Genomic DNA, 12,509 nt, shown 5'->3' with positions numbered 1-12,509 from the left:
GGTGACGGTCTCGGGGACCGCCGCCCCGGGGGCGCCTGTCGCGGGGGAGTGTGAGGTGACGCCGTCGGTCAGGGCGCCTTGGTGGCCCCGTCGGCCTCCGGTACGGGTGTGGCGGACGTCCCGGGCGCGGCGGGCCCCTGCTCCGTGCCGGACGGAGGGTGTGACCCGGCCCGCAGACCCAGTGCCCAGGCGGCCGCGGTCGTCAGGACGCTGAGGAGACCGGCTGCCAGGAACACCGGGCGGGGATCACCTTGATTGAGCGTGGTGAGCGCACCGCCCGCGAGGGCTCCGACCGGGCTCGCCGCCAGCGCGGCCACCTTGGCCGTGGCGGTGACCCGGCCCAACAGGGCGCGTGGCACCAGGCGTTGGCGCAGCGTGCGGATGAGTACCACCGCTGTCACCGTGGAACCCCCGAGCAGCAGATTCAGCACCAGCAGCGGGACCAGGGAGGTCGCCACTCCCAGGGACGCCAGGGTGGTCCCCAGGCAGGCCGCGCTGAGTGCGATGAGGGTCTCGTGCCGCATCCTGCGGCCGAGCCGGAGGGCCACCGCGGTGCCGAGCACCCCGCCCACGCCGCCTGCCGCGACGACGGCACTCGCCTCGGAGGCGCCGAGGTGGAGGGTGTCGCGCAGGTAGAAGACCAGGAGGTAGCCGACGGCGAGGAAGAGATTGGCGCTCGCCTGCAAGCAGGTCACCACGAGCACGACACGCAGGGACCGCAGACAGCGGAAGCCCTCGACCAGGTCGCCCCGCACCCCGCGTAGGGCTTCGCGCAGCGGCGGGGAGGGGGTCCGGCCCGCCCGGTCCCTGCCGCGCAGCACGTGCAGGACGGAAACGAAGGACACCGCGAAGGTGCAGGCGTTGACCAGGAGGGCGACCTGGAGGCCCCAGAGTGCCGACAGTACGCCGACCAGCCCCGGGCCGACGATCTGCGCGCTCTGATTCGCGGCCTCCAGGAGCGAGTTCGTACGGACCAGGCGTTCCTCCTCGACCAGGTCCCGCACCGCCACGGTCAGCGCGGTCTCGAAGAACACGCCGGCCCCCGCCGCGACGAACGCGAGGGCGAGGATCACCGGGACGGCGAGCTGCGAGGTGGCCGCGAGTACGGCGAGGGAGAGGAAGACCCCGAACCGCACGACGTCCATGGTCAGCATGACGCTGCGGGGGTTCAGCCGGTCCACCAGCGCACCGGCGGGCAGGCCGACCAGCAGGTAGCCGACGGTGCGCGGGATGGCGGCCAGCACCGCCGCGTACGGGGATCCGCTGACCTCGAGGACGAGCAGGGGAATCGCGAGGATCGCGAGGCCGTCGCCGATCAGCGAGACGCTCTGTCCGCCGAGGAAGACGCGGAACGCCAGGGGCGATGGGCGGACGGGCGCCGCCGAGGTCAAGGCATTCGTCATAAAGGCTACGTCTCCGCCGGTCGTTCAGCTCTCTTCGGGCTGCGAAAATTACGAGTCGAGTCAAGGAAATCGGTACAGGGTGAGGGCATCGACTCACCCTCAATTTCCGGTTCTCCATGGAATTCGTGGCGTCGCACGCTCAGAACACGATGCGATCGGGGAACGGCCCCCATCAACCCTTTCGGCCTGGACGCTATCGGCCACTGCATTCATCGGCCAGCCATGGAGCGGGGCAGAACGGGCATATTTGGGCAGGTGGGTGAAACTTGAAGGAATGAACTCTCGGCGCCCGCTGCGGAACAGAGCCTGTCGAGGGCGGACGGGCCCGGGCGGAACCAATCCGACGGCGGCCCGGGAAAAGGGCATCGCGGCTTTGCGGGTGGTGTATCAATAGTGCGTCGGATGACGGACGGCCTGGGTGTCGTCGCGGCCGGCCCGCCCCGGTCCCGGAAGCGGAAATGGCCAGCGTGGGTGCTCGGCCGCGGCCGCCTGTAGAGGGCGCCCGGTGGGGCCGCGGGCGGTGTCAACTGCCGGTGAACTGGGCCGCCCTGTGAGGAACACGCGCCTCACCTGCGCTGACGTCGCGGTCCGCGCCGGTACGGACCTGGCCGCCCGCCGTCGGGTGAACGCGAGGGCTGCTGCCCGGGCCTGCGGGCGACCGGCGGGTGCGCGGGGCCGTTCGCGGCCGGGACCGCCGTCGGCCGAGCACAGGAACAAGCATGATGGGGAAGGGGGAGCCATGTATCTCGTGCATGTCCGTCTGGACGGGCCCGCTGATGTGCCGTTGCCGAGGGGGACGAGGGCTGCCGTGACCTCCTGCGCCGAGCCGGGAGACGGCCTGGAGCACGTCAGCGTGGACCCGGACGGGCCCGGCGGGCCCGTGGTCGGCCTCTTCCTGACCGCGCCGAGCCTGGCCGTCGCGGAACTGAGGGCCGCGGCCCTGTGCTCGCGATCACTCGCCGCGCATTTCCCCTTGGCGCCCTTCCGGATGGCGTCCTGCGGGGTGGTGCTGATTCCGGAGTTCTGGGACCGCATGGCGTCCCCGTCACCCGTGGACGGGATAGGACACAACATGTTTCGTCCACCGGATCCCCCTTCCGAAGAGGACGGCGAGTTGCCAGAGTAGGGGCACCGGCGAGGCGGGGAGAGCCACAAGCACTCCGAGCGGATGCCGGAAGTTCGCGAAAAAGCAGAACGCAATTCACCGAAAGGTCGTTCCGTGAGACTCACCCCGACTTTCAGGACCGTCGCAGCCGGCTGCATCGCGCTCGGCGCCCTCCTCATGGCTCAGGCGGTCTCCCCGGACAGTGCTCAGGCCTTCGCCCAGGTACGTTCCGAAAACACGTCCGCCGCCATCGTGCCGGTGGGCGACCTGTCCCAGCTCACCCCGGACGTGATGCACAGCGCCGATGTGACCTGGGGCAGTTGAGCCCTGGCGCTCCCTCCACCCCCGCCCCGCGGGCCGGGTGAGCACGGCGCCCCTTGTCGTACGCGACCACGCCCCGGCCCGCTACCGCGACACCCCGCATGAGCGAGAGGCGCGCACGGACGCCGGTCCACGCCGATCACGGTGACGTACCGCCGCGTCCCCGGCCGCAGAGGCCTTCCCCCGGCCGGCGCCGAGCCGCCCGGCACCCGCGGCGCCTCGCGACGTGTTCGCCGGGCACGCCCCCTCGGCCGTGCGCCGCACATCCATTCTCCAGTGGAGCCCGCCCCCGGCGCGGCGGGGGCTTCGCGCGCCGCCGCGCCCGGCCCGTGCCTCCCCATCCCAGGAACTGACATGGAGCAGCACAGACCATGACGACTGCCATCACCCCGCGCACCCAGGAACTCCTCGACCAGGGCTACACCCTGCTCGACGGCATCACCACCGACGAACAGGCCGCCGCGGCCCTACAGGACCTCGGCGCCCTCATACCGCAGTACGACGGGCAGTTGCGCTATCAGGTGAAGGCCGCTCCCGGCTTCGAGGACCGGCGCTACTCCAAGAGCACCAACACCATCCTCGTGCACACCGAGGCACCCGGCTGGAACCCGCCGCCCCGCTACCTCGCTCTCCACTGCCGGGTCCAGGCCCGGTGCGGCAGCGGACAGACCGAACTCGCCGACGCGTACGCCTTCATCGCCTCCCTCAGCGAGGAGGAGCGCCGGACGGTACACGGCGAAGCCATCGACTGGGTGGGCCACAACACCGGTGGCACCGGCACCGCCGGAGTGCGCCGCCCCGTGGTGGAGAGCACTCCCGAGGGCCGTGACATCGTCCGGTTCAGCTACAACCTGCTGACGGCCGGCCACTACGACCCCCCGGTCGACGCCGACGTACCCGCCGACGAGCTGCCGTTGGGCTCCCTGGGACGCGAACTGGCCGTGCGGGCCGAGGCGTTCTTCCGGGACCACAAGGTGTCCGTCCTCATTCCGGAGGACTCGATCCTCGTCTGGGACAACCAGCGGATGCTGCACGCCCGCTCCTCCTACAGCGACACGCGACGCCACCTGACGCGCTACTGGCTCCAGGAGTCCTGAGCCCGGCCGTGGGCCACCGGCGCCGCCGGAAGGCGGCGCCCCGACCCCCCGCGGTGCCGGTCGGCACCGCTCCCCGTGAGGAATGTGATGAACAGCGACACCCCGATCCTTGAAGGCGGCCCCGACGACGCGGTCGGGCGGGAGACCCCGGGCCCCCCGCTCCCCGAGGGCATCCCGACCTTCGACCCGAACGACCCGGTGGAGAACGCGGTGATCCGCCGACTCGTCGGCAACTGGCACCGCCGTGCCACCGTCAAGCGGGAGGAGCCCGACCTCGACGAACTCTTCGACCTGTCACGCGCGGACTACCCCGAGCGGATCCTGCCCTTCCGTGACCACCCCACCTTCCGCGGTCTGGACCCGCAGAAGCGGGCCGAACTGCTGAGCTGGGCATGGATCGCGTACAACCGGCACACCGTCATGGCCGAGCAGAAGGTGGCCAACCCCGCGTTCGCGCTGGTCATGGAGGGGGAGTACCCGGGCCTCACCGGGGAGGCGCTCAACCTGTCGCTGGCCCAGGCGATGGTCGATGAGCAGTACCACACGCTCATGCACCTCAACGCGAGCGCGGTGACCCGCAGGCAGCGGGGGCACGCCATGCCGGACAACGCGCTGCCGCTCTCCCACACCGCGCGCGTCCACCAGGAACTGCGGGACCGGGCGGGAGAGCGCTGGGAGAAGTCCCTGACCACGCTGGCCTTCGCGACGGTCTCGGAGATCTCCATCAACGCGTACCTCGACCTGCTCGCCGAGGACACGACGATCCAGCCGATCAACAGCACGACCGCGAAGCTGCACAACCGCGACGAGTACTGTCACGCATCCATCTCTCACGTGCTCGCCGAGATGGTCTACCACCACCTCGATGCCCGCCAGCGCAGGTACTTCCTGGACATGCTGATGCAGGGTCTCGACGCTTTCGTGGCCAACGACTACTCGACCTGGCACCGGATCGTCGACCTCGCCGGCATCGACGGCGGGCACGAGATGCTCGCGGACTGCCAGGCGGACGCGGGCCGTGCGCGGCTGGTCCGCGACTACACCGGACTGCACAAGCTGGTGGAGCAGATGGGCGTGGCCGACCAGGTGGACTTCGACTGGTCCCGCTCCCACATCGCCCACTGACGCTGCCCTGGCACGCGACCGGTGGCGGGCACCCCGCCACCGAGGACCCATGAGGATTCCGTGTGAAGACCTACTCCCACGAACGCCTGGCGGCGCTCGCCCGCGACCGCGGGATGTCCGAGGAGTACCTGCGCGACCTGCGGGTCGTCTCCTCCGTCCTGCCCTTCAAGGTGAACGAGTACGTCGCCGACCAGCTCATCGACTGGTCGGCGGCGCCCGACGACCCGATCTTCCGGCTCACCTTCCCGCACCGCGACATGCTCCCGCCGGACGTCTTCGAGAACATCGCGGCCCTCCACGACAGCGAGGCGCCGCGCGACGTCCTGCGCAAGGCCGCCGCCGACGCCCAGGAACTGCTCAACCCCCACCCCGGCGACCAGCTCGAGGCCAACGTGCCGACACTGGACGGACGCAGGCTCGACGGGCTCCAGCACAAGTACGACGAGACCCTGCTTGTCTTCCCCTCACAGGGCCAGACCTGCCACGCGTACTGCGGATACTGCTTCCGCTGGGCCCAGTTCGTCGGCGTGGCCGAACTCCGGCAGGCGCTGCGCTCGCCCGAGGACCTCACCGGCTACCTGGCGAACCACCGCGAGGTCACCGACGTCCTCTTCACCGGCGGCGACCCCATGATCATGAAGACCGCGGTGCTGAAGCGCTGGATCGAGCCGCTGCTCGACCCGGCCATGGAGAGCGTGCGCACGCTGCGCTTCGGGACCAAGGCGCTCTCCTACTGGCCGGCCCGCTTCACCGGTGACGCCGACGCGGACGATCTGCTGCGGCTGCTCGAACGCTGTGTCGCGGCCGGCCGGCACGTCGCGGTGATGGCGCACTTCTCCCACCCGAGGGAGCTGGAGACCCCGGTGGTGCGGGAGGCCATCGCCCGTCTGCGGTCGACCGGTGCGGTGATCCGCGCCCAGGCACCGCTGATCGCTCACGTCAACGACCGCGCGGACGCCTGGTCGCGGATGTGGCAGCAGCTCGTGGAGCTGGGCGTGGTGCCGTACTACATGTTCGTCGAGCGGGACACCGGCGCCCGCAGCTACTTCGGTGTGCCGCTCGCCGAGGCGCTGGACATCTACAACAACGCCATCCGCGGCGTCTCCGGGCTGGCCCGCTCCGCCCGGGGCCCGGTGATGTCGGCCTCGCCGGGGAAGGTTCTGCTGGACTCGGTGACCACCGTCGCCGGGGAGCGGGTCTTCTCGCTGCGGCTGCTCCAGGCCCGTGACGCCCGGCTCGTGGGGCGGCAGTTCTTCGCACGGTACGACCCGAAGGCGGAGTGGTTCGACGACCTCCGCCCCGCGCTGGGCTCCTGGTTCCCCGGGCAACCCGACCCCGAAGCCTCCCGGCCCGCACGGGTGGGTGGCCGGTGAGGGTCACCGCGCACGAGGCCAGCCTGACCCAACGTCACCTGTGGCGCTCCGCGCGGGAGGCCATACCGATCACCCGCACGCTCATCGTCGAGGCGGAGCAGGACGGCGTGTCCGGCTACGGCGAAGCGTCCCGCTTCATGACGGACCACTACAACTCCGGCCTGGAGCGGATGCACGCCGACCTGCGGCGAACGGCGCCCCTGCTGGCCACACTCGACGTCTGCGGGCCGGACGGCGACGCCGACACGATCTGGCGGCGGCTGGCCGCCGAGCTGCCCGACTCCCCGTTCGTGCTCGCGGCACTCGACTCGTCCCTCCACGACCTGCGGGCCCGCCTGCTCGGCGTCCCGCTGTGGAAGTCCCTGGGCCTGGACCGGCCGCGGAACCTGCGCTCCAGTTACAGCATCGGCCTCGACACCCCCGAGGCGATGGCCGGGAAACTGCGCGAGCGGCCGGGCTGGTGCGCGTACAAGGTCAAGCTCGCGGATCCCGGCGACCTCAGCATCCTGCGCGAACTGCGCCGCCAGACCGACGCACCCTTCCTCATCGACGGCAACTGCGGCTGGGACCCGGACCGCCTCGTCCCCGCCCTGCCCCATCTGCACGACCTGGGGGTGCGGCTGATCGAACAGCCCTACCCCCGCGCGGCCTGGGACGACGCCCGCAGCCTCAAGGAGATCAGCCCGGTCCCCGTCATCGCCGACGAGAGCATCACCTCCCCGGCCGACCTGGACGCCTGCGCGGACGCCTTCCACGGCATCAACGTCAAGCCGATGAAGGCGGGCGGCCTCACCCCCGCCCTGGCCATGCTGCGGGCCGCACGGGAACGCGGCCTGATCACCATGCTCGGCTGCATGCCCGAGTCCGCCGCGGGCGTCTCCGCCACCGCCCACCTCGGCGGTCTGGTCGACCACCTCGACGTCGACGTGGTCGACCTGCTCGCGGTGGACACCGGACACGGGCTCAGCCTCGACGCCACCGGCCACGTCGCGCTGCCCGACCGCGCGGGCTCCGGATACCTCCCGGACGCCACGGCCCACGGCTGGTACGTGCACCACGTCCCGGCCGGGCGTGCGCACCTCGTACGCCGTCAGGTGCCGGGCTCCGCACCGGCCACACTGAGCGCCGGCCACCCGCAGGACGAACACCCCGCTACCCGGCACCTCGCGGCGCTGTTCCAGGGCCGCGAGGTGGGCGCCGTCTCCCTGTACGCCGAGGACCCACCGGCCGGCCACGACCTGCCGGACCCGCGCCCCGGCCGCGCCCGACGCCTGTACGGCATGGCCACCCTCGACGAGGCCCGCGGCACGGGTGCGGGCGGTGCGCTCCTACGCACCGCCCTGACCGTCGCTGCCCTGGACGGCGCCGAAACGGTCTGGGGCCACGTCCCCGACGCGGCCCTCGGCTTCTACCGCAAGCACCGTTTCGACGTCCTCGGCCGGCCCCTCGACCTGCCGGGGGCCGGCCCCCATCACTTCGTGCACAGGAGCACCCGTTGACCACCGAAGCCCCGGCCGGGACACCCCGAGCCGAGCCCGCGCCGCCCGCCACGGGCCGCACCATCCACCCCCGACAGGCACGAGACCTCGCCCGCGAGGCACTCATCGCGGCGGACCTGCCCCCGGAGCGGGCCGACCAGGTGGCCGACTCACTGGTCACCACCTCGCTGCGCGGCATCGACACGCACGGCCTGCGCCTGCTCCCGCAGTACCTCACCGAGCTGTCCACCGGAGTGGCCCGCGCGGCGGCGGAACCGACCGTCGTGCGGGACAGGGGCGCCGGACTGCTCCTGGACGCCGACGGCTCGCTCGGCGTCCTCGCCGGACTGACGGCCGCACGGCTCGCGGGGGAGCGGGCCGCCCGGTACGGGGTGGCCGCCGTCGGCGTGCGCAACTCCAACCACTTCGGGGCCGCGTCGGTCTACACGCGCACCCTGGCCCGAACGGGCCTGGTGGGCATCGCCGTCACCTCGGCCGCCTCCCGGGTGGCACCGTACGGGGGCGTCGAGCCGCTGTTCGGCACCAACCCCATCAGCGTCGCCGCGGGCGGCGGCGACGAGGAATTCGCCCTGGACATGGCCACCAGCCAGGTCTGCTTCGGCGAGGTGAAGCAGCGCAGGGCCGAAGGCCGCGGCCTGGACGACGGCTGGGCCACCGACAGCGCGGGGCGGCCCACCACGCACCCCGAGGAGGCGTACGCGCTCTCGCCGCTGGGCGGATACAAGGGGCAGGGCCTGGCCATGGCCGTCACCCTGCTCGGCGCCGTACTCACCGGCACCGCACCCGACTGGCGACTCTCCCAGGTCGGTGAGGGCGGCGTCGGAGCGAGCCGCGGCATCGGACATCTCGTACTCGCCCTCGACCCGGCCGCGTTCACCGGCGCGGACAGCTTCGCCACCGGGCTGACGGATCTGCTGACCACGGTGCGCACCGCGACCGCCGCGACGGACCGGCCCGTGCTGGCTCCCGGTGACCCGCAACGCGCCCACGAGCGGCACCGGGAGACCCACGGCATCCCCCTGGACGCGGGCACCGCCTCCGCCCTGGACAAGCTCGCCGCGGGGCTCGGCCTCCCCGGGACCGAGGAGGCGTCCGCGTGATCCTCGTCCTGATCAGCCCCCGCCAGGCAGGGCTCCCGTTCGCCCGGTGGCTGCCGGAGGAGGCGGGCAGGCTCGTCGCGGTCACCGCCGACGGCGCCCCCGTCGGCGAGGGTTTCACGGAGGTCGTCACCGTCCCCGACTACACCGACGACGACGCCGTGCTCACCGCCGCCCGTGAGGCCGCCCGCAGACACCGTCCCCGTGCCGTACTGGCACTGGCCGAGGCCGACGTCGAGCGCGCCGCCCTGCTCCGCCGCGAGCTGGCCCTGCCCGGCCTCGACAGCACCGCGGCCGCCGCGTACCGCGACAAGGTCCTGATGAAGCAGTACGCGAGCGCCGCGGGCCTGCCCGTCCCCGCCTTCGCGCCCGTCGCGACCGTGGGCGACATCACGGACTTCATGGCCGCCCACCCCGGCCGGGCCGTGGTCAAGCCGAGGAGCGGCTCCGGATCGACGGGCGTGCACGTGCTCGACGCACCCGGCCAGGCGGACGCACTCGCCGAGCAGGTGGCGGGCGGCTCGTACGAGGTCGAGGAGTTCATCGACGGCACCCTGCACCACGTGGACGTCTTCCGGGCCGAGGGTGAGCCCATCGCGGCCGTCGCCTCCCGGTACACCGGCGCCGGGTGCCTGACCCACTGGGAGGACGCCCCGCTCGGCTCGCGCAACCTCGACCCCGCCGATCCGCTCCACGAGCGCCTGGTCCAAGAGACGTGGCGGCTGATCGACGCGCTGCCCTCGCCGGACACCCTCTGCGCGCACGCGGAGTTCTTCGTCACCGACAGCGGCCGGATCGTGCTGTGCGAAGTGGCCGCCCGGATCGGCGGCGGACCGATCCCCGCCATGCTCCGCCACATCCTCGGCACCGACCCACGAGAGCTGTGGGCCCGCGTCGAGTGCGGGCTGCCCGTCGCGCTTGACGCCGTACGGAACCACGCGCGCACCGCCCCCCGCGCCGCCTTCTGCGGCATCCCGCCGAAGCACGGCCGGGTCCTACGGCTGCCCGAACCGCCGCCCGGCACGACGGACTTCGTCCTCAACACCCGGATCGGCGACGACTGGAGCGGGGAGCGCTACCGGCTGCGCAAGTCCGGCGACTTCCTCGCCACCTGGGTGATCACCGACCCCGACCCCGCCGTCCTGGACAGCAGACTCGACGCCACCGCACAACTGGTCGGCGCGGGGTTCGGCTGGGACGACACCGACCCGCCCGCGCCGGTCCCCGTCACCTCGGGCCGCACCGAAGGAGGGGCGCGATGACCACGACGGCGGCCACCGCGCACCACGGTTCGTTCACGGCCCGGCTGCTCCCGCCCGGCCACCACCCGGCAGACCACGACGGCACCGGGCAGGGCGGCCCCGACCTGATCTGGGACGACGCCCGCTGGCTGCGCTTCACCGCGCGGACCGACCTCCACGAGACGCACTGCCTGGAAGTGCTCGAAGAGGACCGGCCGGTGGCCCTGGCCACGCTGCTCGTCACCCGCAAGCCCGGCGGGCTGCTCTTCTACGACGCCCCGAGGCTGGCAGGCACCGCCTCACCCATGGCCGAGCCCGAACTCCTCGACGAAGCCGAGCGCGAACAGTGGGACCGCCTCACGGCATCCCTGCCCGAGGGCCGCACCGACCACTACCCCTCCCTGGCCCTCGCCACCTTCGGCAACCATCACGGCGTGGCCCACACCCACGGGCGCTCCCCGGAGCAGCGCCGGTCGGTCATGGCAGTGCTCCCCGCCCTCCTTCAGCAGATCTCGGACCAACTCGGCTGCCGCAGCACGGCGTTGCTCTACGTGGGTGAGCCCGAGGCGGAGGGGGTGGACGCCGCCGCCACCCGGGCCGGCTACCACGCGACGCTCCTCGGCGCCGACGCCGTGCACGAGTTGAGCGCCGACGACTGGGAGCAGTACGTGGCCGGGCTCAGCAGCCGCCGCCGAAGAGGACTGCGCAAAGAGGTCACCGCCTACGAGAACAGCGGCTTCCGCACCGTGGCCACCACCGGCCCGGAAGCCCTCGACGACACGGTGACCGCCCTCCAGGTGGCCCACCGGGCGAAGTACGGACTGCCCGGCGGACACGAGCGCGTCCGCCGCGACTTCGACGCCCTGCGCGAGGAGATCGGCGAGTCGTGCGTCGTCCTCGGCGCGGCCCACGAGGACCGCGTGCTCGGTTTCGCGCTGTACCTCAGGGCGGGCGACGCCCTCTTCCTGCGCACCGTGGGCTTCGCCCCCGAGGCCTCCGGCTGCTACCTCGCCCTCACCTACCACGAGACCACCCGCTGGGCGCTGGAGAACGGCATCCGCCGCATCCACTACGGACTCGCCACCTACGAGGCCAAATTCCAGCGCGGCTGCGCGCTGCGCCCCCGCTGGGGCTGGTTCGCCTTCCACGGGCCGGACGCCGAAGTCTTCCACGAGGTGCTGGACCTCCAGTCCCGCAGCGTCGAACGCCGGCTGGAGCGTGTCGGCAGCCCGGCCACCCCGGTCCCCTCCCGTACCCTCCCGCCCTCATCCACCGTTTACGGAGCCGCACGATGAAGCTCACGCCCACCAGCGACATCTGGATGGACGGCAAGTTCGTCCCCTGGGACCAGGCACAGGTACACGTCCTCACCCCCAGCCTGCACTACGGATGGGGCGTCTACGAAGGCATCCGCGCCTACCCGACGGAGCGGGGCCCGGCCGTCTTCCGGTTGCGCGAACACCTCCAGCGGTTGCACGACTCGGCGCGCGTCTACCTCATGGACCCCGGCCACAGCGTCGACGAACTCACCGAGGCGTGCCTCGAACTGCTGCGCCGCACCGGCCTGGAGAGCGGTTACCTGCGCCCCCTCGTCTACCTCGAATACGGCACCATGGGCGTCGCTCCGCGCCTGGACAGCGCCAGGGTCGCCATCGCGGCCTGGCCCTGGGGCTCGTACCTGGGGGAGAAGGCCGAGCAGGAGGGCTGCCGGCTGATGGTCAGCAGCTGGCAGCGCAACGGCGTGCACGCGGTGCCGCCACTGGCTAAGGCCACCGGCGCGTACGTCAACTCCGCGCTCGCCAAGGTCGCCGCGATCCGTGCGGGCTACGACGACGCCCTCATGCTCACCCCCGGCGGCCACGTGGCCGAGGCGTCCGCCGCCAACGTCTTCGCGGTGCGCGACGGAGTGATCACCACCCCGCCGGTCAGCGACAACATCCTGCCCGGCATCACCAGGGACACCGTCATCACCCTCGCCCGCGACCTCGGCCACGAGGTGAGGGAGCAGAGCCTGACCCGCAGCGAGCTGTACGTCGCCGACGAAGCGTTCCTCACCGGTACCGCCGCCGAGATCGTCCCCGTCGCCTCGGTCGACGACCGCCCCGTCACCGAAGCGGGCAGCGGACCGGTCACGCGGCGACTGCGCCAGGCGTTCCAGGACGTGGTCCACGGCCGGACGGCCGATCCCCACGGCTGGCTCACCCATCTCTGACCACCGCCGTACGCCTACTCCCAGCGAGGTCGACCT

At 72.3% G+C, this 12,509-nt stretch carries 10 protein-coding genes; 9 read left to right on the top strand and 1 reads right to left on the bottom strand.

The genetic code is table 11. The features are described 5' to 3' along the window. Nucleotides 1–68: 68 nt before the first annotated feature. Nucleotides 69–1,403: an MFS transporter gene (locus ACZ5GP_RS09040; protein ID WP_468750193.1), complete on the bottom strand. Its 1,335-nt coding sequence runs from the start codon at nucleotides 1,401–1,403 to the stop codon at nucleotides 69–71. A gap of 1,219 nt (nucleotides 1,404–2,622) precedes the next feature. Here ACZ5GP_RS09040 and ACZ5GP_RS09035 point away from each other — a divergent pair. From ACZ5GP_RS09035 to ACZ5GP_RS08995, 9 genes are all read left to right on the top strand, one after another. Further along, nucleotides 2,623–2,832, top strand: a complete 210-nt coding sequence (locus ACZ5GP_RS09035) for a hypothetical protein (protein WP_468750192.1) — start codon at nucleotides 2,623–2,625, stop codon at nucleotides 2,830–2,832. A gap of 368 nt (nucleotides 2,833–3,200) precedes the next feature. Next, on the top strand, nucleotides 3,201–3,926 hold the full coding sequence (locus ACZ5GP_RS09030) for a TauD/TfdA family dioxygenase (protein ID WP_468750191.1): 726 nt from the start codon (nucleotides 3,201–3,203) through the stop codon (nucleotides 3,924–3,926). A gap of 87 nt (nucleotides 3,927–4,013) precedes the next feature. Continuing rightward, nucleotides 4,014–5,051, top strand: a complete 1,038-nt coding sequence (locus ACZ5GP_RS09025) for an AurF N-oxygenase family protein (protein ID WP_358696120.1) — start codon at nucleotides 4,014–4,016, stop codon at nucleotides 5,049–5,051. 62 nt (nucleotides 5,052–5,113) lie between these two features. After that, nucleotides 5,114–6,424, top strand: coding sequence for a KamA family radical SAM protein (locus tag ACZ5GP_RS09020; protein WP_468750190.1), 1,311 nt, complete (start codon nucleotides 5,114–5,116; stop codon nucleotides 6,422–6,424). Beyond that, the gene (locus ACZ5GP_RS09015) at nucleotides 6,421–7,923 is read left to right on the top strand and encodes a GNAT family N-acetyltransferase (RefSeq protein WP_468750189.1); all 1,503 of its coding nucleotides are present in this window, start codon (nucleotides 6,421–6,423) and stop codon (nucleotides 7,921–7,923) included. Before ACZ5GP_RS09020 ends, ACZ5GP_RS09015 begins: the two co-directional genes overlap by 4 nt. After that, nucleotides 7,920–9,023 carry an Ldh family oxidoreductase gene (locus tag ACZ5GP_RS09010; RefSeq protein WP_468750188.1) on the top strand — a complete coding sequence of 368 codons (1,104 nt, stop codon included), beginning with the start codon at nucleotides 7,920–7,922 and terminating at the stop codon, nucleotides 9,021–9,023. The genes ACZ5GP_RS09015 and ACZ5GP_RS09010 overlap by 4 nt, the downstream gene beginning before the upstream one ends. Beyond that, nucleotides 9,020–10,282 carry an ATP-grasp domain-containing protein gene (locus ACZ5GP_RS09005; RefSeq protein ID WP_468750187.1) on the top strand — a complete coding sequence of 421 codons (1,263 nt, stop codon included), beginning with the start codon at nucleotides 9,020–9,022 and terminating at the stop codon, nucleotides 10,280–10,282. The genes ACZ5GP_RS09010 and ACZ5GP_RS09005 overlap by 4 nt, the downstream gene beginning before the upstream one ends. Beyond that, nucleotides 10,279–11,556, top strand: a complete 1,278-nt coding sequence (locus tag ACZ5GP_RS09000; RefSeq protein WP_468750186.1) for a GNAT family N-acetyltransferase — start codon at nucleotides 10,279–10,281, stop codon at nucleotides 11,554–11,556. The genes ACZ5GP_RS09005 and ACZ5GP_RS09000 overlap by 4 nt, the downstream gene beginning before the upstream one ends. Continuing rightward, nucleotides 11,553–12,473 (top strand): branched-chain amino acid transaminase, encoded by a 921-nt coding sequence (locus ACZ5GP_RS08995; protein WP_358697577.1) that lies wholly within the window; start codon nucleotides 11,553–11,555, stop codon nucleotides 12,471–12,473. The genes ACZ5GP_RS09000 and ACZ5GP_RS08995 overlap by 4 nt, the downstream gene beginning before the upstream one ends. The last annotated feature ends 36 nt before the right edge of the window (nucleotides 12,474–12,509 follow it).

The sequence above is a fragment of the Streptomyces sp. NPDC031466 genome, from assembly GCF_055581265.1.
Note: the sequence above shows the minus strand (reverse complement) of the source record. Positions and strands in the feature narration are given on the sequence as shown.

Excerpts from the sequence above, each read along its gene's own strand:
- ACZ5GP_RS08995 (WP_358697577.1), top strand. The coding sequence starts at position 11,553 with ATGAAGCTCACGCCCACCAGCGACATCTGGATGGACGGCAAGTTCGTC.
- ACZ5GP_RS09025 (WP_358696120.1), top strand. The coding sequence starts at position 4,014 with ATGAACAGCGACACCCCGATCCTTGAAGGCGGCCCCGACGACGCGGTC.
- ACZ5GP_RS09040 (WP_468750193.1), bottom strand. The coding sequence starts at position 1,403 with ATGACGAATGCCTTGACCTCGGCGGCGCCCGTCCGCCCATCGCCCCTG.
- ACZ5GP_RS09000 (WP_468750186.1), top strand. The coding sequence starts at position 10,279 with ATGACCACGACGGCGGCCACCGCGCACCACGGTTCGTTCACGGCCCGG.
- ACZ5GP_RS09030 (WP_468750191.1), top strand. The coding sequence starts at position 3,201 with ATGACGACTGCCATCACCCCGCGCACCCAGGAACTCCTCGACCAGGGC.